This is a genomic window from Ideonella livida, assembly GCF_010499455.1.
Classification (GTDB): domain Bacteria; phylum Pseudomonadota; class Gammaproteobacteria; order Burkholderiales; family Burkholderiaceae_C; genus Ideonella; species Ideonella livida.
In genome coordinates, this window is sequence record NZ_JAAGOH010000042.1 from 1 (window position 1) to 19,043 (window position 19,043).

Annotated in this window: 15 protein-coding genes; 10 read left to right on the plus strand and 5 right to left on the minus strand. The window is 71.4% G+C overall.

Translation table 11 applies throughout. The features are described from left to right. Positions 1 to 213 precede the first annotated feature (213 nt). The 3 genes from G3A44_RS20770 to G3A44_RS20780 all read left to right on the plus strand — a co-directional run bounded on the left by G3A44_RS20770 (position 214) and on the right by G3A44_RS20780 (position 5,924). A complete protein-coding gene (locus G3A44_RS20770; protein ID WP_163459666.1) occupies positions 214 to 1,713 on the plus strand; it encodes a TolC family protein in 1,500 nt (499 codons plus the stop codon). Positions 1,714 to 1,740: 27 nt separating this feature from the next. Further along, a complete protein-coding gene (locus G3A44_RS20775) occupies positions 1,741 to 3,297 on the plus strand; it encodes a multicopper oxidase family protein (protein ID WP_163459667.1) in 1,557 nt (518 codons plus the stop codon). Between the two features lie 140 nt (positions 3,298 to 3,437). After that, positions 3,438 to 5,924: a hypothetical protein gene (locus tag G3A44_RS20780; RefSeq protein WP_163459668.1), complete on the plus strand. Its 2,487-nt coding sequence runs from the start codon at positions 3,438 to 3,440 to the stop codon at positions 5,922 to 5,924. A 24-nt stretch (positions 5,925 to 5,948) separates the two neighbouring features. Here the strand turns inward: G3A44_RS20780 and G3A44_RS20785 are convergent, their stop codons facing one another. Together G3A44_RS20785 and G3A44_RS20790 are read right to left on the minus strand one after the other, a co-directional pair. Next, on the minus strand, positions 5,949 to 6,710 hold the full coding sequence (locus G3A44_RS20785) for a winged helix-turn-helix domain-containing protein (protein WP_163459669.1): 762 nt from the start codon (positions 6,708 to 6,710) through the stop codon (positions 5,949 to 5,951). 130 nt (positions 6,711 to 6,840) lie between these two features. Continuing rightward, on the minus strand, positions 6,841 to 7,758 hold the full coding sequence (locus G3A44_RS20790; protein ID WP_163459670.1) for a PEP-CTERM sorting domain-containing protein: 918 nt from the start codon (positions 7,756 to 7,758) through the stop codon (positions 6,841 to 6,843). Positions 7,759 to 8,060: 302 nt separating this feature from the next. Between G3A44_RS20790 and G3A44_RS23815 the strand changes: the two genes are divergently transcribed. Genes G3A44_RS23815 through G3A44_RS20820 form a run of 6 tightly spaced genes read left to right on the plus strand, consistent with a single transcriptional unit; the run spans position 8,061 to position 14,346 of the window. Then, on the plus strand, positions 8,061 to 8,456 hold the full coding sequence (locus tag G3A44_RS23815; protein WP_163459671.1) for a type IV pilin protein: 396 nt from the start codon (positions 8,061 to 8,063) through the stop codon (positions 8,454 to 8,456). Between the two features lie 8 nt (positions 8,457 to 8,464). Beyond that, positions 8,465 to 9,067 (plus strand): type IV pilus modification protein PilV, encoded by a 603-nt coding sequence (gene pilV, locus G3A44_RS20800; protein ID WP_163459672.1) that lies wholly within the window; start codon positions 8,465 to 8,467, stop codon positions 9,065 to 9,067. Then, positions 9,064 to 10,203 (plus strand): PilW family protein, encoded by a 1,140-nt coding sequence (locus G3A44_RS20805; RefSeq protein WP_310734428.1) that lies wholly within the window; start codon positions 9,064 to 9,066, stop codon positions 10,201 to 10,203. The genes pilV and G3A44_RS20805 overlap by 4 nt, the downstream gene beginning before the upstream one ends. Beyond that, positions 10,200 to 10,718, plus strand: coding sequence for a pilus assembly PilX family protein (locus tag G3A44_RS20810; RefSeq protein WP_163459674.1), 519 nt, complete (start codon positions 10,200 to 10,202; stop codon positions 10,716 to 10,718). Before G3A44_RS20805 ends, G3A44_RS20810 begins: the two co-directional genes overlap by 4 nt. Next, positions 10,706 to 13,792, plus strand: a complete 3,087-nt coding sequence (locus G3A44_RS20815; protein WP_163459675.1) for a pilus assembly protein — start codon at positions 10,706 to 10,708, stop codon at positions 13,790 to 13,792. The genes G3A44_RS20810 and G3A44_RS20815 overlap by 13 nt, the downstream gene beginning before the upstream one ends. A 17-nt stretch (positions 13,793 to 13,809) precedes the next feature. Next, positions 13,810 to 14,346: a GspH/FimT family pseudopilin gene (locus G3A44_RS20820; protein ID WP_163459688.1), complete on the plus strand. Its 537-nt coding sequence runs from the start codon at positions 13,810 to 13,812 to the stop codon at positions 14,344 to 14,346. A gap of 399 nt (positions 14,347 to 14,745) precedes the next feature. On the opposite strand, the gene G3A44_RS20825 is transcribed toward G3A44_RS20820, so the two are convergent. Further along, the gene (locus G3A44_RS20825; RefSeq protein WP_239062017.1) at positions 14,746 to 16,824 is read right to left on the minus strand and encodes a B12-binding domain-containing radical SAM protein; all 2,079 of its coding nucleotides are present in this window, start codon (positions 16,822 to 16,824) and stop codon (positions 14,746 to 14,748) included. A gap of 211 nt (positions 16,825 to 17,035) precedes the next feature. On the opposite strand from G3A44_RS20825, the gene G3A44_RS20830 reads away from it, so the two are divergent. Further along, the gene (locus G3A44_RS20830) at positions 17,036 to 17,515 is read left to right on the plus strand and encodes a VOC family protein (RefSeq protein WP_163459676.1); all 480 of its coding nucleotides are present in this window, start codon (positions 17,036 to 17,038) and stop codon (positions 17,513 to 17,515) included. A gap of 46 nt (positions 17,516 to 17,561) precedes the next feature. On the opposite strand, the gene G3A44_RS20835 is transcribed toward G3A44_RS20830, so the two are convergent. Together G3A44_RS20835 and G3A44_RS20840 are read right to left on the minus strand one after the other, a co-directional pair. Then, on the minus strand, positions 17,562 to 18,290 hold the full coding sequence (locus G3A44_RS20835; protein WP_163459677.1) for a sterol desaturase family protein: 729 nt from the start codon (positions 18,288 to 18,290) through the stop codon (positions 17,562 to 17,564). A 32-nt stretch (positions 18,291 to 18,322) separates the two neighbouring features. Next, a complete protein-coding gene (locus G3A44_RS20840) occupies positions 18,323 to 19,033 on the minus strand; it encodes a GntR family transcriptional regulator (RefSeq protein ID WP_163459678.1) in 711 nt (236 codons plus the stop codon). Positions 19,034 to 19,043 lie beyond the last annotated feature (10 nt).

The following is a 19,043-nucleotide window of genomic DNA, read 5'->3' on the forward strand; positions in this document are numbered from 1 at the left end:
CCGGGGCGGCAGCCTGAGCCCGGCCCACGGGCCCAAGCGCCGCCCCGCGGCGGCGTGAGGGCCTGCAGGCGCTCACACGCCCCGGCTGCCCCCGAACCGCGCCGGCACCGCCGCCCCGACGGCCCTGCGCCCTCCTTTGCGGACGCCCACCCGCCACCGCCTGCGCGGTGGACCGGGCCGCCCGACCCTAGACCCCCACCGGAGCCCTGGGACATGAGCCCTTCTCTGCGACCTCCCCACCGGCCGGCCTTGGCCGTGGCCCTGATCCTGAGCGCCCTGCTGGCCGGCTGCGCCACCCCCGGCGCCAGCGCCCCGGCCGCCTGGCCACCCGAAACCCGCGACGCCGTGGCCGCCCCCCTGCGCCAGGCCTACGGCCTGATCCTGCCTGACACCGCCGCCGACACCCCCCCGCCTGAGACCCTGACCGCCCCGCCCCTGGACATGGACCGCGCCGTGCGCCTGGCCCTGCACCAGCACCCCGGCCTGCAGGCCCGCCTGGCCGAACTGGGTGTGACCCTGGCCGAACGCGATGCGCTGCTGGGCCCGCCCAACCCCCGCCTGGAGCTGGGCCTGAGCCGCAGCGCCGGCGAACAGGACACCTTCCTGGGCCTGAACCTGGACCTGGGCAAGCTGCTGCTGCGCCCCTGGCTGCGGCGCCTGGAAGGCCAGCGCGTGGCCGCCGCCCAGGAAGAGGCCGCCGAGGCCGTGCTGCAGCAGGTGCTGCAGGTCCGCCTGGCCTTCATCGACGCGGTGGCGGCCGCCCAGGCCGTGAACCAGGCCCGCCAGAGCCAGCAGGCCGCCGAGGCCGCCGCCCTGCTGGCCCAGCGCATGGCCGACGCTGGCCATGTGCCCGCCCTGCGCACCCTGCGCGAACGCACCCTGGCCGTGGAGGCCCGCTTGACCACCCGACAGGCGCAGGCCGCCGCGCGGCTGGCCGAAGAGCGCCTGCTGCTGGCCCTGGGCCTGGCCGAGCCCCCCGCCGCCTGGCAGGCCGGCGCCGAGGCCGCGGATCTCGCCAGTCCCGCAGGCGCCAGCTGGGCGGCCCGCGTGCTGCCCGCCGCCTTGCCGGCCTTGCCGGCCCAGCCCTTGAGCGCCACCGCCCCGCCCGCGCAGCCCACCGCACAGCGCCTGGACCTGCAAGCCAGCCGCCAGCGCCTGGGCGCCACCACGCAGGAAGCGGGCGCCCATCCGGTCACCCCCTGGCTGGAAGAGCTGGAGATGGGACTGGGCGCCACCCGGCCGCAGCATGGCGCGGTCGAGCGCGAGCTGCACCTGTCCTTCCCCCTGCCCTTCACCGGCACCCCGCGCACCGCGGTGGCCCAGGCCCGCGCCGAACGCGATCGCCTGGCCGGTCTTCAACAGGACCGCCAGGCCGCCAGCGAGATCCGCCAGGCCCGCCTGCGCGAGGCAGCCGCCTGGACCCACGCCAAGGCCCTGCAGGAGGAGCTGCTGCCCCTGACCCAGCAAGCGGCCGACCAGCAGCTGCTGCGCTACAACGGCATGCTCACCGGCCCCTTCGAGCTGCTGGCCGAAGCCCGCGCCCAGACCGCCACCGCCCAGGCCGCGGTGCGCGCGCTGCGCGACTACTGGCGGGCACGCGCCCAGCTGGAGGCCGTGGTCTGGGGCCCTGCCGGCGATACCGCCGCCGCCGAGCCCGACGCCGCCACGCACGAGGACGCCGCCGCCCCGGCCAGCCCGGCCGCCCGGCATTGAGCCGCCCCCCCTTTTGGAACGCACGACATGACCGAGACCTCCCGTCCCGTGGCCGGCGCGCTCAGCCGCCGGCAACTTTTCTCCCGCAGCGCCGGCCTGGCCGGTGCCGCCGCCCTGGCCACCGCCGCCCTGCCTCGCAGCGCCCTGGCCGCCCTGCCCGAGCTGGTGAGCGCCAGCGGACCTGGCACCGCCGCGCCCCTGGTGCCGCCACCGGTACGCGGCCGCGCCCCTTACCGCCCGGTGGTCACCCTCAACGGCTGGACCCTGCCCTGGCGGGCTGACGCCCAGGGCGTCAAGGAGTTCCACCTGGTGGCCGAGCCGGTGGACCGTGAACTGGCCCCGGGGATGACCGCCCGGCTGTGGGGCTACAACGGCAGCAGCCCCGGGCCCACCATCGAGGTGGTCGAAGGCGACCGGGTGCGCCTGTTCGTCACCAACCGCCTGCCCGAGGCCCATGCGGTGCATTGGCACGGTCAGCGCCTGCCCGCCGGCATGGATGGCGTGGCCGGCCTGACGCAGCCGGCCATCCCGCCAGGCAAGACCTTTGTCTACGAGTTCACCGCACGCCGGCCCGGCACCTTCATGTACCACCCGCATGCCGACGAGATGGTGCAGATGGCCATGGGCCTGTACGGCATGTGGGTGACGCACCCGCGCGAGCCGAACCGGCACCCGCTCATCGACGAGGTGCAGCGCGACTTCTGCATCCTCATGGGCGCCTTTGACATCGAGCCCGGCGCGTCCCACCCCAAGGTGATGACGATGACCGACTTCAACCTCTGGACCTGGAACGGCCGGGTCTTCCCCGGCATCGACACCCTGAACGTGCGCCAGGGCGACAAGGTGCGCTTGCGGGTGGCCAACCTCACCATGACCAATCACCCGGTGCACCTGCACGGGCACGAGTTCACCGTCACCGCCACCGGGGGCGGGCCGGTGCCGCGCAGTGCGCGCTACCCGGACGTCACCGTGGACATCGGCGTGGGCCAGAGCCGCGACATCGAGTTCATCGCCGACGAGCCCGGCGACTGGGCCCTGCACTGCCACAAGAGCCACCACACCATGAACGCCATGGGCCATGACGTGCCCACGCTCATCGGCGTGGACCCGGCGGCGGTGGCCCCCGCCATCCAACAGGTGGTGCCCGACTACATGCCCATGGGCCATGCCGGCATGCACGAGATGGGCGAGATGGAAATGCCGCTGCCCGACAACACCCTGCCCATGATGACCGGCACCGGGCCCTTCGGCGCCCTGGGCATGGGGGGCATGTTCACACTGCTCAAGGTCCGCCCCGACCAGCCGCACGGCGACTACCGCGACCCCGGCCCCTACCGCCACCCGGCCGGCACCGTGGCACGGGACTGGACCGGGCCCACGCCAGGCCCGGCGCGCCCCACATCGGCCGCCACACCGGCAGCGGCCCCCGGCCATGAAGGCCACGCGGGCCACACCAGCCACGGCAGCGCCCCGGCACCCGCACCCGCCCCGGCCGGCCCCACCCTGCAGGCCCACCGGCCGGGGGTGGACCGACCGGCCACCGGCGCGTCGGCAAGCGGGCACAGGGGCCACACCGGCCACTGAGCCCCGCACGGCAGGGAGTCGACGTGTCTTGACCTGAGACAAGTCTGGTGGCGCGGCGCGGCAGGCCTGTGATAAGTTGCCGGCCTCCTGCATCCAGGTGCCCGCCGCCCACCCGGCGGCGCGGCGCCGACCCGCCACGCATGATCCAGCAGTCCCTGCGCGGCGCCACCCGACAGGGCACACCGGACACCCCGGTGCGCCGCCGGCTGGCCGCCCTCTCCCCCTTGACGGCCGCCGGTCTCCGTCGGGCCGCCCTGGCCCTCGGCGCCACCCTGACCGCATGGCTGCTTGCCGCCTGCGGCGGCGGTGGCGGTGGCAGTGGCGAGGAGCCCTTCCGCCTGGACTTTGACGCCGGCCCGGTCGAGCTGCAGACCGTGCAGGGTCAGGCCGCCCCGGCGGTGACACTGAATGTGAACAGCCGGGGCGAGACCCGCGACCCCATCTACGTGGGGGCCGAGGCCAGCGGCCCGGGCGTGCTGACCCCCCTGGAGGTGGACGTGCGCGGCAACAGCGCGGTGGTCAAGGTGCAGGCCGACCCCTGGCTGACGCCGGGCACCTACACCGGCACGCTCACCCTGCTGGCCTGCCGCGACACCCGCTGCCTGGCCCACCACCCGGGCTCGCCGCATGTGGTGCGCTTCAGCACCACCATCCACCCGCGCCTGAGCCTGCCCGTGACCCCCCTGGCGCTGAGTGCGCCACAGGGCGGCGCGGCCGTGACCACCCGGGTGGCCCTGCCCGCAGGCCTGCCCGGCGGCCTGACGGTGGGCACCGACGCCGACTGGCTGCAGGCCCGCCAGGATGGCGCCGAGCTGGTGCTGAGCGCAGCGCCTGCCGGCCTGGCCCAGGGCCTGCACACCGCCACCGTGCAGCTGCGCCAGCGCCAGCCGGTGAGCCAGGAGGCCAGCCTGACGGTGCAGCTCACCGTCACCACCGGCCTGCTGACCCCTGCCCAGGTCCACCTGGACCTGGACGCCCGCGCCACCCCGGAGAGCCTGCGCGGCACGCTGCCGGTGACGGTGGCCCCCGGCGTGGTCGCCACCCGCTGGCAAGCCAGCGTGGACGTGAGCTGGCTGCGGCTGGTGCGCGCCAGCGGCACCCTGGCCGAGCCGTTGGTCTGGGAAGTGGACGCCGCGCAGCTGGCCCAGTTGCCCTACGGCACACGCACCGACGCCCTGCTGCGCCTGCAGCTCGACGGGGTGGACGACGGCCAGGTGCGCCTGAGCGTGGGCCAGCTCACCCCGACCCTGGACAGCGTGGACCTGCTGGCCCTGACCCCGGGGCAGCCGGGCACGGTGCTGGCCTGGGCACGCGGCCTGGACGGCCTGGACACCCCGCAGGCCCTGCGCGCCGCGGTGGTGGTGGACGAGGGCCGGGTGAGCCCGCTGGCGGTGAGCCGCCTGGGCCCGCAGTTGCTGGCGGTGAGCCTGCCCGCCCTGCCGGCCGGGTCGCACAGCCTGCGCCTGCACAACCCGCTGAACCTGGCCAGCCCCACGCGCACGCTGCAGGTGCTGGCGCCAGTGGACCGGTCTGCCCAAGGCCTGGACTGGGCCGGCACCCTGCGCAACCTGCAGTGGGACGCCGTGGGCCAGGCCCTGTTCATGCACCGCAGCGACACGGGCGAGCTGCTGCGGGTGGATCTCTCCGGCGCCCAGGCCCGGGTGAGCCGGCGGGCGCTGCCCGCGCTGCGCGAGTTCAGCCTGAGCCGCGACCATGACACCTTGCTGGCGGCCACCCGCGATGGCCGCTGGCTGCTGCTGGACCCCGCCACCCTGGCCACCCGGGACGACCTGCCCCTGGCCAACAGCCCCGCAGCCGCCCCCAGCGACCTGCCGCTGCCGGTCACCGGCGATGGCCTGGCCTGGGTCCGCACCGACGAGGGCTGGGCCGGCCTAGTGGTGATGGACAGCCTGACCCAGGCCCCCAACGTCTGGCTGTCGCCCTGGGAATGGAGCTTCTACCAGGGCCCCTGGGCGGCGGTATCGCCCGACGGGCGGCGCCTGCTGATGACCCAGAGCGCCGGGCTGAGCCCGCCACCACCCCTGCTGCGGCGCGAGGCCAGCGGCGGCCGCTCAGGCGTGGCGGCCAGCCTGGCGCGCCTGCCGGCGCAGGCCGACGGCGACTACTTTTATGCGGCCAGCGCCAATCGCGAAGGCAGCCGCTGGCTGCTGGACCATGCCCGGCTGGTGGACTTTGACCTGCAGCCGCGCGGCCGCCTGACCCTGCCCGAAGGCTGGGTGGGGCTGGCCAGCGCCCTCTCCGGCGACGGCCGCCGGGCCTATGTGTACAGCATGGCGGCCGCGGCCATCGGCACCTACGCCGAGCCGGCGCCGATCCCCCCGCGGGTGCAGGTGTTTGACACCGGCGCCGAGCCCGACGCGTCAGGCCAGTTGCCCTGGCTGGGCTTTGTGCCGGTGCCCGAGGCGGTCGCCTGCCGCGTGACCCAGGGCCCGACCCCCTGCCAGCCCTACCGCGCCCACCTGTTGCTGACCGACGACCAGCGCACCCTGCTGCTGGCCGGCGACCGCCGGCTGCTGGTGCTGCCAGTGCCGGCGGGCCCGCTGCGGGCCCAGGCCGCCCGCGGCCCACGCGCCACCGCCCCGCTGGCCGGACACCGCCTGCGCTGACGCCCCTGGCCGGCCGCGGCCGGCTCAGCCGAGCAGGGCCTCCACCGGTCCGCGCACCAGGCCGCCCCAATCCACGGCCTGCGGCGCCGGCTGGGCCGGCAGGTACAGCTCCAGGTCGGCCTGCAGCTCCTCCAGCCAAGGCTCCAGCGCCTGGCCCTCGTCTTCCCAGGGGTTGACGGTGAGCAGCAGCAGCACCTTGCGGCAGCTGCGCTGTGATTCCCAGGCCAAGCCGCGCAGAAACGGCACCCACGCCAGGGCATTGCGCGACTGCCCAACGGGCAGCCAGCTCATGCGCCCCTGGCCAGACACGCTGGCCAGCAGGGTGGGCCACTGCCCACCCGGGCCGGTCGGCCAGGGGCCCAGCTCCTGCAGGGCGGGCGCCGTCGCCTCCGGCAGCGGCAGCACGGCGCCCAGGTGCAGCTCAGCCCCCTGGGAATGGGCCCGGTGCCTGACCTTCAGCCCTTCCATCTCCAGCTGCGAGCGCCCCAGGCGCTGGAACAGGCGGTGCTGGTCCTGCGGCAGCAGGCCGCGGGCCACACGGGGGCGCAGGCCCCAGCGCTCTTGGTAACGGGCCACTGCAGCGGCAGCCAGTTGCACGCCCGTTTCCTGCTGCACCAGCTGGCACAGGGAGGCGCGGGTCCACAGGCCCGGCGCAAGGCCACAGCCCGCCGGGGTGGTGGTCAACAGACGCTCGCGCAAGTGGCGCTCCTGCGCCAGTGTGAGCGCCCGGCCTTCAGGCGCCACGGGCAGGTGGTGACGGACCGCCCCGGCACGGTAGAGGGTCATGCCGCCCCCTTCGTACGCCTGGCGGGACTGGGTGTCGCGTGGCTGTGCATCGGTTCTTCTCTCCCTGGAGTCCCATTGTCGGGGCACCGTGCCTGACCGCCTGGGCTCGCCTGGCGGCCGGCCGGGGCACTCAGCCGGGCCGACGCGAGCGCCGGGCCCGTCGCCACGGCAGGCCCGCCAGGCCCAGGGCCATCAGGGCCCAGGTGGCGGGCTCGGGCACGGTGGAGACGGGCGGGTCGACGGTGGTGCGCTGGGCGCTGTAGAACATGTCGGGCAGGGAGCCCATGCCAAAGGCCACGTTCTGGATCTGGGACAGGGCGAAGACGCTGGGGCTGTCCACCGCCACCCAGAAGGTGTTGGTGCCGAAGGTCATCTTCAGGCCCTCGGCCCCGCTGACCGTCGCCACCTCGGCGTCGATGCCGGTGGGGGCCAAGCCGAAGTCGTCGGAGTTGACGGCGCCGCCGTTGAGGCCTCCCAGGCCATACGCCACCGTGGAGATCACATAGTCCTGGGTGATGGCGCCCAGGGACCCGTTGTTGGAGGTGCGGTCGGTCTGCTCATGCAGGTTGGCCATCTGGTAGCCGCCGTCGGCGGCGCCGCCTTGCACCGCCGGGCCCAGGTCCTGGCTGCCGTAGCTGGTCCAGGTGGTGCCCACCACCTTGCCCTTGGACGTGACCGACTCGAAGGAGCGCACAGAACTGGCCAGGCCGTCGAAGGTGGCCGCCGTCTGGCCCAAGGTGGCCCGGTAGCCATTGATGTTGAAGAACAGCCCGGTGATGAGCTCACCCCGGGCGTCAAAGCCGGTGGACTGGTTGCTCACGTCAATGCGTAACGCCCACTGGCTGGCACCACTGAAGACATGCTGCTCAAAGCTGAACGCCGCCGACGCCCGGATGTTGGCCGACGCGGTGGTGGACAAGGCCCCCGTGCTTTCGAAGACCACTGAAGTCTGGGCCTGGGCCGCACCCATGCCGCCCGTCAACGCCAGCACCAAAGCTGCCCCTTGCGCAGCGCCGGCCAAAGTCCTACCACCACTCAAGGTCTTCATGCTGTTTCCCTCCAGCGCCGAGTTCAGCCGCCATTTCCGTGAAGATTTGGCGCGCCATCCACTCGTCAACCGGAGCGCACCGCCCATCCACCAAGCACCCTCATCTGGTCACATTCTGCAACAGAAAATCAAGAACAGGAAGATTTCCTAAACATTTGATTGCTTACCTCAGTCTCGAAAAAGTGACAAGCGTCAAACCAACCGCTCAGCCTGACAAGCGGACATCCTGTTATGGGAATTTTTCACTAACATCCCGGACGGTCCCCCATTGCGGGGGCATGAAGGGTTGTGGTGGGAAAAACATGAAGAACCGCGCGTTTGCCGGCTTCACCCTGCTGGAGCTGATGGTGGTGGTGGCCATCGTGGGCATCCTGGCCATGGTGGCCGTGCCCAGCTACCAGTCCAGTGTCATCAAGGGCCGGCGTTCGGCCGCCCAGGCCCAGATGGTCGAGCTCTCGCTGCGTGAGCAGCAATTCCTCTCGACCAGCCGTTCCTATGCCGACAAGGACACGCTGGAGGCCGCGGGCTACCGGCTGCCGTCCGACGTCTCGCCCTACTACACCTACGACGTCACCACCGAGACCTCGCCCCCCGGCTTTGTCATCACCTTCACGCCGGTGACCACCTCCCCGCAGAAGGACGACGGCGCCCTGACCCTCAACCAGGCCGGCACCCGCACGCCCGCCGCCAAGTGGTAAGGCCCGCCATGCACGCCGCCACCCGCCACACACGCCCACAGGCTGGCTTCACCCTGGTGGAGGTGCTGGTCACGCTGCTGCTGCTGTCCCTGGGCCTGCTGGGCCTGGCCGGCATGCAGGGGCGCATGAACACGGTCGAGCTGGAGAGCCAGCAGCGCAGCCAGGCCCTGCTGCTGCTGCAGGACATGGCCAGCCGCATGGCCGCCAACCGCGGCAGCACCGCCCTGGACGCCTACGCCGACGGCGCTGCGCTGGACACGCCTCAAGGCGTCGGCCGGGACTGCGAGAGCCTGACGGCCAGCAGCACGCGCGTCGACCGCGACCTGCGGGCCTGGTGCCTGGCCCTGCAGGGCGCGGCCGAACAACTCAGCGTGGGCGGTAATGCCGTGGCCCAGGGCGGCCTGATCGGCGGCCGGGGCTGCGTGGAGGCGCTGGGCAACTCGCGCTACCTGGTCACCGTGGCTTGGCAGGGCATGACGCCCTTGAACGCACCGGTCAGCGGGCTGGCCTGCGGCCAGGGCGAATACGACGGCAGCCAGGAAGGCTCGACCTGCACCGACGACCGTTGCCGCCGTGTGGTGTCCACCATCGTGCGCGTGGGGGCGCTGTGACGGCCGCAGTACTGACCCGCCTGCCACGCCGCCTACGCGGCGTGACCCTGGTCGAGCTGATGATCGCCATGGCCTTGGGCCTGGTGCTGGCCCTGGCCATGGCCTCGCTGCAACTCAGCGTCACCCGCTCCTCCACCGACGTCAGCCGCACCACCGGCATGCTGGAGACGGCGCGGGTGGTGCTGCAGTTGATGGCCGACGACCTGTCGCAGGCCGGCTTCTGGGGCGGCTATGTGCCGGAGTTCGACAACCTGACCTTCAGCGGTGTGCCAAGCGACCCGCCTACGGCCCTGCCCGATCCCTGCCTGGCCTACAGCGCCACGAACTGGAACGCCACCTACCTGCGCAACCTCTTTGGCGTGCCGGCCCTCTCAGGCGCCACTGCGCCGGGCACCTGCGACACGCTCGTGACCCAGGCGCAGGCCAATTCCGACGTGCTGGTGGTGCGCCGGGTGAGCAGCTGCGCCGTGGGCGAGGCCGGCTGCGAGGCCACCGCCACCGAAGACGCGCTGTACCACAGCGTCAACCTCTGCAGCACGGTCAGCACCACGCACCTGCTGGCCAGCACCGGCCATGCCGCGTTGCTGGCCCGCGACTGCACCACCCCCGCTGCGCAACGCCGCCTGCTCTCCAGCCTGTGGTGGGTGCGCGACCACGCGGTGAGCGACGGCGACGGCATTCCCACGCTGATGCGCTCCAGCCTGGGCGTGAGCAGCAGCACCCCCACCCAGGGCGCCGGCGAGGTGGTGGCCGAGGGCGTGCAGGCCCTGCGGGTGGAGTGGGGCATCGACAACGTGAGTAAAAGTGGCGGCGCGGTCAACTTCAGCCAGGCGGTGGCCTGGGTGAGCGGTCAGGAGTTCCGCCAGGCCACCAACCGCGGCGACGGCGCCCCCGACGGCGCCGACGTGCACTGCGACACCACCACACCGTGCACCGTCGATCAGATGAGCAACGCGGTGACCGCCACCCTCTATGTGCTGGTGCGCTCCGTCGCGCCGGTGGACGGCTACACCGATACCCGCACCTACCAGCTGGGCGGGGCCACCCTGGGGCCGTTCAACGACCGGTTCCAGCGCAAGGTCTTCAGCACCACGGTCCGTCTGGCCAATGTGAGCGGCCGCAGGGAAACGCCATGACAACGCCCTCCACCCCCGCCCCGAAGCGCTGCCTGCGCCGGGCGCACCACCAGCGCGGTGCCGTGCTGGTCACCGGCTTGGTCACCATGACGGTGATCACGCTGATCGTGGTGGCCAGCTTCTCCGGCGCCACCGCCAGCGTGAAGGCGGTCAACAACACCGTGGCACGCGACGAGGCCCTGGCCTCGGCCGCCACCGCGCTGGAGCAGGTGGTGGGCTCGGACTTCACCCTGACCACCGAGGCGCAGGAAATCCAGGTGGACCTGGACAACGACGACACCAACGACTACACGGTGGTGGTCGAGCGGCCGGTGTGCGTCAAGGCAGCCGACGGCGGCTCCTCGGACGACAACCTGAGCAGCTCCTCGCTGCCGGCCACCGGCAGCTACTACAGCACCACGTGGGACATCAAGGCCACCGTGACCGACACCCGCAGCGGCGCCACGGTGGAGGTGCATGACGGCGTGATGGTGCAGATGACCCAGACCGACAAGGAGGCCGCATGCGGCGCCTGACTCCCTGGTGGCGGCGCGGCCTGGCGCTGCTCGCCCCCCTGGTCCTGCTGTCCGGCCCCGCGCCGGCGGTGGCCGAGGACATCGACCTGTTCATCAACAACAGCAGCAGCTCCACCGACCTGCCCAATGTCCTGATCATCCTGGACAACTCGGCCAACTGGAGCCAGACGGGCGCCTCGGGCAGCACCAAGTACGCCTCGGTCAAGGCCGCCCTGGCGTCCACCATCGCCAGCCTGCCGGCCGACAAGTTCCGTGTGGGGTTGATGCTCTACACCGAGACCGGATCCGGCAACAGCGGCGATGACGGCGCCTATGTGCGCGCCGCGGTGCGCACCTTCACCGCGGCCAACAAGACCCTCTACCAGGCCATGGTCAACGGCCTGGATATCAGCGGCGACAAGAGCAACAACGCCAAGGCCTCGCTGTCGATGGCCGAGGCCTACCGCTACCTCATCACCAACGCCAGCGACAGCAGCTCCGGCGTGCCCTATGCCGGCCACAAGAAGGTCAAGACCGACTACACCGGCAACACCAGCGGCAGCACCAGCTCCAACGCCGTTTATGCCCTGAGCGGCAACGCCCTGAGCAGCAAGACGGCCACCCGCTACGTCAGCCCCATCTCGTCGGCCAGCTGCGGCAAGACCTACATCATCTTCATCAGCAACGGCGAGGCCACCGACAACGCCAGCGCCCGCAGCCAGGCGGCCAGCATGCTGAGCGCCGCCGGGGGCAGCACCAGCATCATCACCGCCGGCCTGACCAACACCTCGATGCAGGAGAACCTGATCGACGAGTGGGCCCGCTACCTGCGCAGCAGCCACCAGGTCATCACCTACACCGTGGACGTGGACAAGAAGTCCACCGGCCAGGGGCCGGGCTGGTCCTCGCAGCTGCAGAGCGCGGCCAACGTCTCGGGCGGCCGCTACTTTGACGTCAGCACCGGCAGCGGCACCAGCGGGGCCAGCGTCTCCGGCGCGCTGGGCGAGATCTTCTCCGAGATCCAGGCGGTCAACTCGGTGTTCGCCTCGGTGAGCCTGCCGGTGAGCGTGAACACCCAGGGCACCTACCTCAACCAGGTCTTTGTGGGCCTGTTCCGCCCCGACCAGGACGCCGCGCCGCGCTGGATGGGCAACATGAAGCAGTTCAAGCTGGGCACCTCCGGCACTGACCTGGCGCTGCAGGACGCCAACAGCCGCGACGCCATCAACAGCACCACCGGCTTCATCACCGAGTGCGCGCGCAGCTTCTGGACCCCCAGCACCGTCGACAACTACTGGGCGCTGACCGGGCAGGTGCAGACCTGCCTGAGCATCGCCAACAGCGCCGACTCCAACTACCCCGACGGCAACGTCGTGGAAAAGGGCGGCGCCGCCTACATGCTGCGCCAAAGCGCCAACGCCACCGGCCGCAGCGCCTACACCTGCAGCGACGCCAGCTGCAGCAGCCTGATCACCCTCTCCAGCCTGTTCACCTCCAGCGGCCTGACCGCCACCCAGCAGACCCAGCGGCGCTGGATCGCCGGCCAGGACACCAAGGACGAGGACGGCGACACGGTCACCACCGCCGAGATGCGCCGCACCACCCACGGCGACGTGGTGCACTCCCGCCCCATCGCAGTGAACTACGGCACCGACAGTTCGCCCAGCGTGGTGGTGTTCTACGGCGCCAACGACGGCTTCCTGCGCGCCATCAACGGCAACCGCAGCGCCGCCATCGGCGGCGTGGCCGCGGGCCAGGAACTGTGGTCTTTCATGCCGCCGGAGTTCAGCGGCCAGATTGCCCGCCTGTACGACAACTCCCCGCCGGTCACCCTGGCCTCCTCCACCGGCACCACCCTGCCCAAGCCCTACGCCATGGACGGTGGCCTGTCGGTCCACCGCAGCGGCAGCAACGTGTGGCTGTACGCCGGCATGCGCCGCGGCGGCCGCGCGCTCTACTCCTTTGACGTCAGCAGCGCCGGCAGCATGAGCCTGCGCTGGCGCATCGGCTGCACCGCCCTGGGCAGCGACACCGACTGCACCACCGACACCAGCGGCTTTGGCCAGACCTGGAGCCAGCCCAAGGTGGTGACCGTGGCCGGCAGCACCGACCCGCTGATCCTGATGGGCGGCGGCTACGACACCTGCGAGGACGCCGACCCGTCCACCTGCACCACGACCGCCAAGGGCCGCGCGGTCTACGTCATCAACGCCCGCACCGGCGCCGTGGTGCGCAGCTTTGCCACCACCCGGCCGGTGGTGGGCGAGGTGTCCACCGTGGTCAACAGCAGCGGCCAGACCACCCTGGCCTATGCCTCGGACCTGGGGGGCAACCTCTACCGCATCGACATCGGCACCGCCGCCCCGGCCAGCTGGAGCATGACCCAGGTGGCCGCCCTGGGCTGCAGCACCCCCAGTGCCAGCTGCAACACCCGCAAGTTCTTCTTCGGGCCCGATGTGCTGGCCAGTACCACCACCGGCCTGCACTACCTGCTGGTGGGCTCGGGCGACCGCGAGAAGCCCGTGGCCACCTACACCAGCGCCGGCGCCACCCAGAACTACATGTTCATGGTCAAGGACAAGCCGGGCGACAGCGCCTGGCTGAGCACCGAAAGCACCACCTGCGGCTCGTCGGTGGTGTGCCTGGCCTCGCTGCAGCTCATCAGCAGCAGCGCCACCCCCTCGGCCACCGACCTGGCCGCCAAGAAGGGCTGGGCCCTGCAGCTGGAGAACACCGAGCAGGTGGTGACTTCGGCGCTGACGGTGTATGGCACCACCACCTTCAGCACCCACAAGCCCAGCACCGGCACCACCACCGCCGGCACCTGCAGCCCCAACCTGGGCACCACGCGGGTTTACAACGTGCGCTATGCCAACGCTGCCCCTTCGGATGGCGGCGACAGCCGCTACGACCTGGTGGCCGGTGGCGGCCTGCCGCCCTCGCCGGTGGCCGGCAAGGTGACGCTGGACGACGGCACCACCGTCGACTTCATCATCGGTGCCAGCCCCGACTCCCCGCTGGAGGCCACCCGCCGCACGGCCTCCGCCGGTGCCGTCAACCGGCCCAAGGTGCGCGTGTACCGCTACACCAAGTGACCCCCCGGAGCGCAGCCATGACCCCGTCGTCCCTGCCCCTGGCCGCCGCGCGGCGCCGCGCCGCCGGTGTCACCCTGATCGAGCTGATGGTGGTGCTCTCGGTCATGGCCATCCTGATGGCCGTGGCCACGCCCGACCTCATCTCCACCAGCGTGATGCAGCGCAGCAAGTCGCGCAGCGAAGAGCTGCAGGCCGCCTTGCGCCTGGCCCGCTCCGAAGCCGTCAAACGCAATGCCCAGGTGACGGTGTGCGCCTCGGCCAATGGCACCGACTGCAACGCCGAGGACTGGGCCAACGGCTGGATCGTGCTGGCCGGCACCACCGTCGTGCAGCACTGGCCCGCCAGCCGCCAGGCCATCGGCATCACCGAGGCCTCGGGCCTGACCAGCCTGAACTTCACCGGCAGCGGCACCGCGGGCCAATCCGCCACCTTCGTGCTGTGCAGCACCAGCACCCCGCAATGGGCCGGCTACCAGATCAGCCAGGCCCTGGCCGGCTCGTCCCGCCTGAGCCGCCGCACCGGCAGCTGCGAGGCCGAGACGCCATCGAGCTGACGCCCCGCAGCCGCTGCACCTGCAGGCGGATCACCAGCTTGCTCACCTGCACATGGGTCACCGGCAGGCCGGTGGCCGCGCCAGACGTCGGCAGTTCCTCCCAGGTGGAGAACACCTTTCGCTTGGCGCTCAAGGGCGAGTGCTCCATCACCGGCGTCACCCGCGGTTCATGGTGGTCACGCACCGTCATGCACGCAGAGAGCAAGGCAGCCGCCGCCCTCATCCCCAGGGCCAGGCACCGTGACCACCCGGACACCCCAAGCCCCTGCAACGATCTCCTGTGCTTCTCCAACCCGACCTGTGTGGCCGGTTCACTGCACATTACAGCGCCCCACTCGGCCCGCCTCCCCTTGTCTGCGGGGGAGCGTCACACCAGTTTGAACAGGGGGGAAGCGGCGCTCAACCCGCTGCCAGTGCCTTGGCAATGCGGTTACGCCCCACCGTCGGCTTGGGCACGGGGATGCCCAGGTGATCGAACCAGCCCCGCACGTCGTCTTCCAGGCCCACGCCGTGCATGAAGTTGTAGATGGCCTTTTTAAGGCCCAGGCCCAGGGCGTCGTGGCTGGTGCCGCTGCCTTCCAGCGTGCGGTCGATGAAGCCCACGTCGTTGCGGGCAAAGCGGGTGTCGGGCGGCAGGGGTTGGAGCGTCACGCCGTATTCGTCGGGGTTCAGGCCCACGGGCGAGTGCACGGTGCAGGCGAAGCGGTGGAAGAAGCCGCTCTGGATGCAGCCGTTGGCAAAGAGCTGGCGCACCCATTCCAGCGCATCCACGGTGTCTTGCACGGTCTGGGTGGGAAAACCGTACATCAGGTAGGCGTGCACCAGGATGCCAGCGTCGCTGAAGGCCTTGGTGACGCGCGCCACCTGCTCCACCGAGACGCCCTTTTTCATCAGGGCCAGCAACCTGTCCGAGGCCACCTCCAGCCCGCCGGTGACGGCGATGCAGCCGGAATCGGCCAGCTGCTCGCACAGCTCGGGCGTGAAGGTCTTCTCAAAGCGGATGTTGCCCCACCAGCTGATCTGGGTGCCCCGGCGCTGCAGCTCCTGCGCCAGGGCTTTGAGGGCCTTGGGCGGCGCGGCCTCGTCCACAAAGTGAAAGCCGGTTTGTCCCGTCTCGGCCACCACGGCCTCGATGCGGTCGGCCATGACCTCGGCGCTGGCGGCCTCGTAGCGGGAGATGTAGTCCAGGCTCACGTCACAGAAGCTGCACTTCTTCCAGTAGCAGCCGTGGGCCACGGTGAGCTTGTTCCAGCGCCCGTCGCTCCACAGCCGGTTCATGGGGTTGAGCATGTCCAGCAGCGACAGGTACTGGCCCAGCGGCAGGCCGTCCCAGGTGGGGGTGCCGGTGGCGTCAAAGGGCACGTCGGGCTCAGGGAAGTTCAGGTAGCGCACGCGCGTCTCGCCGCCCTCGGCGGCGCGCTCACGCACGAAGGTGCGCACCAGCCGCTCGCGGGTGCGCCGGCCTTGCAGGTGCTCCATCAGGGCCAGCAGCGGGCGCTCACCCGCGTCCAGCGTCACGAAGTCCACAAAGTCGAACAGCCGGGGCTCGGCCAGCTCGCGCAGCTCGGTGTTCACGTAGCCGCCACCCAGCACCACCGTCACCTCGGGCGCCTGCGCCTTGATCGTCTGGGCGATGCGCAGCGCGCCGTACACGCTGCCCGGAAACGGCACCGACAGCAGCACCAGCTGCGGCCGGTGGCGGGCCAGGGCCTGGGTGGTGAGTTCGGCCAGCAGCCGGTCCAGCAAGTTGGGCGCGGCGGCCAGGGCCTGGGCCAGGGGGTCGAAGTGCGCCTGCGCGGCGGCCAGTTGCTCGGCGTAGCGCACAAACTCAAAGCGCGGGTCGGCGGCCTCGCGGATCACGTCGGCCAGGTCGTTCAGGTACAGCGTGGCCAGGTGCTTGGCCTTGTCGGCCGCACCCAAGCTGCCAAAGGCCCAGAGCAACGACTCACCGCTGTCGTCCACCGCGTAGCTCTCCAGCGCAGCAAAGCGCGCGCCTTCCGGCAGAAAGCCGCCGCTGTTGATGCGGTGCATCAACGTGGCGTCACGCCCCTGCAGAAAGCGGATGACCGGGCCGATGGTGGCACGGTAGCGCTCGACATGGGCCAGGAAATGCTCGGTCTGCTTCAGGCGCGGTGGGCCGGCGGGCACGCTGGCGGCCGGTGCCGCCGCGGCCGTCGCCTTGGCACCGGGCTTGATGGACTTCACGCCGCTGGCCGGCTTGCCACCCGCTGGCGGTTTGCCAGCGGCCCCGGCAGCGGTGCGCGCGGCGTGGGCGGCGGCCTTGGCCTCGGCCCAGGCGGCCTTTTGCGCGGCCACGGCGGCCTCGGCCTCGGTGCGCAGGGCGTCCATGCCGGCGGGCTGAAACAAGGCCAGCACCAGGCCCAGGGCCAGGTCTTCCTGCACCGCCGGCACCCCGCGTGAGCGCAGAAAGCCGGTGAGGTAGGCGGTGGACGGGTACGGCGTGTTGAGCTGCGTCATCGGGGGGATGAGACTGAGCACGCGCAACGGGGGCACCGAGGTGCCCGCAGGGGGAGTAGAAGGGGAGGACAGAAAGGAAACCGGTGTGGCGGTGGAGACGTCGGCCATTGGCATAGGGTAATGGGTGCGTCAAGAGGGGGGGCTGGCAGGCAGCGGCGCGTGCGCCTAGCATGGGCCGCCTCACCCTGAGATCACCCCGAGGAGACCGGCCATGCGCCCGATGAACACCCCTTGCCTGTGGTACGACGGCGCCGCCCTGGAGGCAGCCGAGTTCTACGCCCGCACCCTGCCCGACAGCCAGGTGCTGGCCGTGCACCACGCGCCTGGCGCCTACCCCGCTGGCGAGTCGGGCCAGGTGATGATGGTGGAGGTGAAGATCGCCGGCCTGCCCTGCCTGGCCTTCAACGGCGGGCCGGGCGTGCCGCACAGCCAGGCCTTCTCGTTTCAGATCGCCACCGACGACCAGGCGCAGACCGATCGCCTCTGGCGGGCGATCGTGGAGCATGGCGGTCAGGCCGACGCCTGCGGCTGGTGCCGGGACCGTTGGGGCATCTCCTGGCAGATCACCCCACGTGCCCTGATGGACGCGGTGACCGACCCCGACCGGGCCGCCGCCCAGCGGGCCTTTGCGGCCATGATGGAGATGGACTGCATCGACATCGCGGCGATTGAGAAGGCACGCCGCGGCTGAGACGAGGCAACCCGCCGGCGGACGGGCGGGCCGGCGCGCGACGCCCTCAGCCCTCCACGTTCCGCCCCATCAGCATGTCGCCGATGCGAGCCGACCGCTCGGGCGCAAAGCCCAGGTCTTCTTCCCGCTGGCGAGGATTGCACCAGGTGCCAAACAGCAGGTCCCACAGCGGCAGCCCATAGTTTTGGGCGTGGTGCCCGCGCTTGTGGTGGACGGCGTGCATTTCCGGCCGCTGGACGCCATAGCCCAGCCAGACGGGTGTGCGCAGGTCCGCGTGCAGAAACAGGTCGAACGCCCCGGTGAGAAACAAGGCCAGTGCCGCCGCGAGCGGCGATGCGCCCAGGACCACGTAGCTGGACATGGCGCCGATCGACACGGCTGCGGCGGTGTCCAATGGGTGCGCGTAGAAGGCCGTCAGCGACTCCACCCGACGGGCGCTGTGGTGCAGTTGGTGGAACACACGCCACAGCAGGTCAAAGTGGTGCGTAGCCCGGTGCCACCAGTAGAAGAGAAAACTCGTCAGCAAGAAGCTAAGCAGGCCCACGACCGGCCAGGGCAGATCCACCGCCCAGGGGCACAGTGCCCTGTGGCGGATGGCACGGTGAAACCACCAGCCCACGAAAAGGGTCATGGCCAGCGTGGACGCGCCAACGCACAACGACAGGATCAGCCAGCGGTGGTCGCAGGCGTTGCGCGAGGCCGGTGCGATGACCTCGCGGCAGAACAACGCCACCAAAACCAGCAACAGCACCGGGTAGGCCAAGAGTTCCAGCATCCCGGGATGATGACAGGATGCGGTCCGCCCGCTCACCCCTCGCGGTAGGCCGCGAACAGGTCGCGCAGCGGCAGGCCGGCGGGCGCAGGGCCACCGTCCAGGCTGCGGGCCAGCTCCTGCAGGTGGCGGCGCATCTCGGCGGCGGCCTTGGCGGGGGTGCCGGAGGCCAGGGCAGCGATCAGTTCGTCGTGCCGGTGGGTGACGCAACCGGGGTGGCCGCTGCGCTGGTACTGCAGGATGAGCAGCGAGGTCAGGGGCAGCAGCTCGTCGATCCAGCGCACGAACAGCGGGTTGCCGGCCAGCACCGCCAGCTCCCGGTGGAACTGACCCGACAGGCGCACGGCGCTGGCCTTGTCACTGCGGGCCTGCGCCGCTTGCTCGGCGGCCACCAAGGCGCGCAGGCGTTCGATCTGCTCGGCGCTGAGCTGGCCGGCCAGGCGGCGGGCGATGTCGCCCTCGATCACCTGCCGGGCATCAAACACCTGGGCCGCCTGGGCGCGGTCGGGCTGGGGCACGGTGGCGCCCTTGTTGTGCTCCAGGGCGATCACCTGATCGGCCGCCAGGCGCTGCAGGGCTTGGCGCACCACGGTGCGCGAAACGCCAAAACCTTCGGCCAGCTCCTGCTCGCGCAGCCGGGTGCCGGGGGCCAAGCGGTGCTCGACGATGGCGCCGTAGATGCCGTCGTATACCCGCTGGGTGGCGGTGTCGGGTACGGCGGCGGGAGCGGCAGATCGGCGGGGCATGGGCGCGGAT

Excerpts from the sequence above, each read along its gene's own strand:
- G3A44_RS20840 (WP_163459678.1), bottom strand. The coding sequence starts at position 19,033 with ATGCCCCGCCGATCTGCCGCTCCCGCCGCCGTACCCGACACCGCCACC.
- G3A44_RS20835 (WP_163459677.1), bottom strand. The coding sequence starts at position 18,290 with ATGCTGGAACTCTTGGCCTACCCGGTGCTGTTGCTGGTTTTGGTGGCG.
- G3A44_RS20775 (WP_163459667.1), top strand. The coding sequence starts at position 1,741 with ATGACCGAGACCTCCCGTCCCGTGGCCGGCGCGCTCAGCCGCCGGCAA.
- G3A44_RS23815 (WP_163459671.1), top strand. The coding sequence starts at position 8,061 with ATGAAGAACCGCGCGTTTGCCGGCTTCACCCTGCTGGAGCTGATGGTG.
- G3A44_RS20780 (WP_163459668.1), top strand. The coding sequence starts at position 3,438 with ATGATCCAGCAGTCCCTGCGCGGCGCCACCCGACAGGGCACACCGGAC.
- G3A44_RS20820 (WP_163459688.1), top strand. The coding sequence starts at position 13,810 with ATGACCCCGTCGTCCCTGCCCCTGGCCGCCGCGCGGCGCCGCGCCGCC.
- G3A44_RS20830 (WP_163459676.1), top strand. The coding sequence starts at position 17,036 with ATGCGCCCGATGAACACCCCTTGCCTGTGGTACGACGGCGCCGCCCTG.
- G3A44_RS20815 (WP_163459675.1), top strand. The coding sequence starts at position 10,706 with ATGCGGCGCCTGACTCCCTGGTGGCGGCGCGGCCTGGCGCTGCTCGCC.
- G3A44_RS20770 (WP_163459666.1), top strand. The coding sequence starts at position 214 with ATGAGCCCTTCTCTGCGACCTCCCCACCGGCCGGCCTTGGCCGTGGCC.
- G3A44_RS20825 (WP_239062017.1), bottom strand. The coding sequence starts at position 16,824 with ATGACGCAGCTCAACACGCCGTACCCGTCCACCGCCTACCTCACCGGC.
- G3A44_RS20810 (WP_163459674.1), top strand. The coding sequence starts at position 10,200 with ATGACAACGCCCTCCACCCCCGCCCCGAAGCGCTGCCTGCGCCGGGCG.
- pilV (WP_163459672.1), top strand. The coding sequence starts at position 8,465 with ATGCACGCCGCCACCCGCCACACACGCCCACAGGCTGGCTTCACCCTG.
- G3A44_RS20785 (WP_163459669.1), bottom strand. The coding sequence starts at position 6,710 with ATGACCCTCTACCGTGCCGGGGCGGTCCGTCACCACCTGCCCGTGGCG.
- G3A44_RS20790 (WP_163459670.1), bottom strand. The coding sequence starts at position 7,758 with ATGAAGACCTTGAGTGGTGGTAGGACTTTGGCCGGCGCTGCGCAAGGG.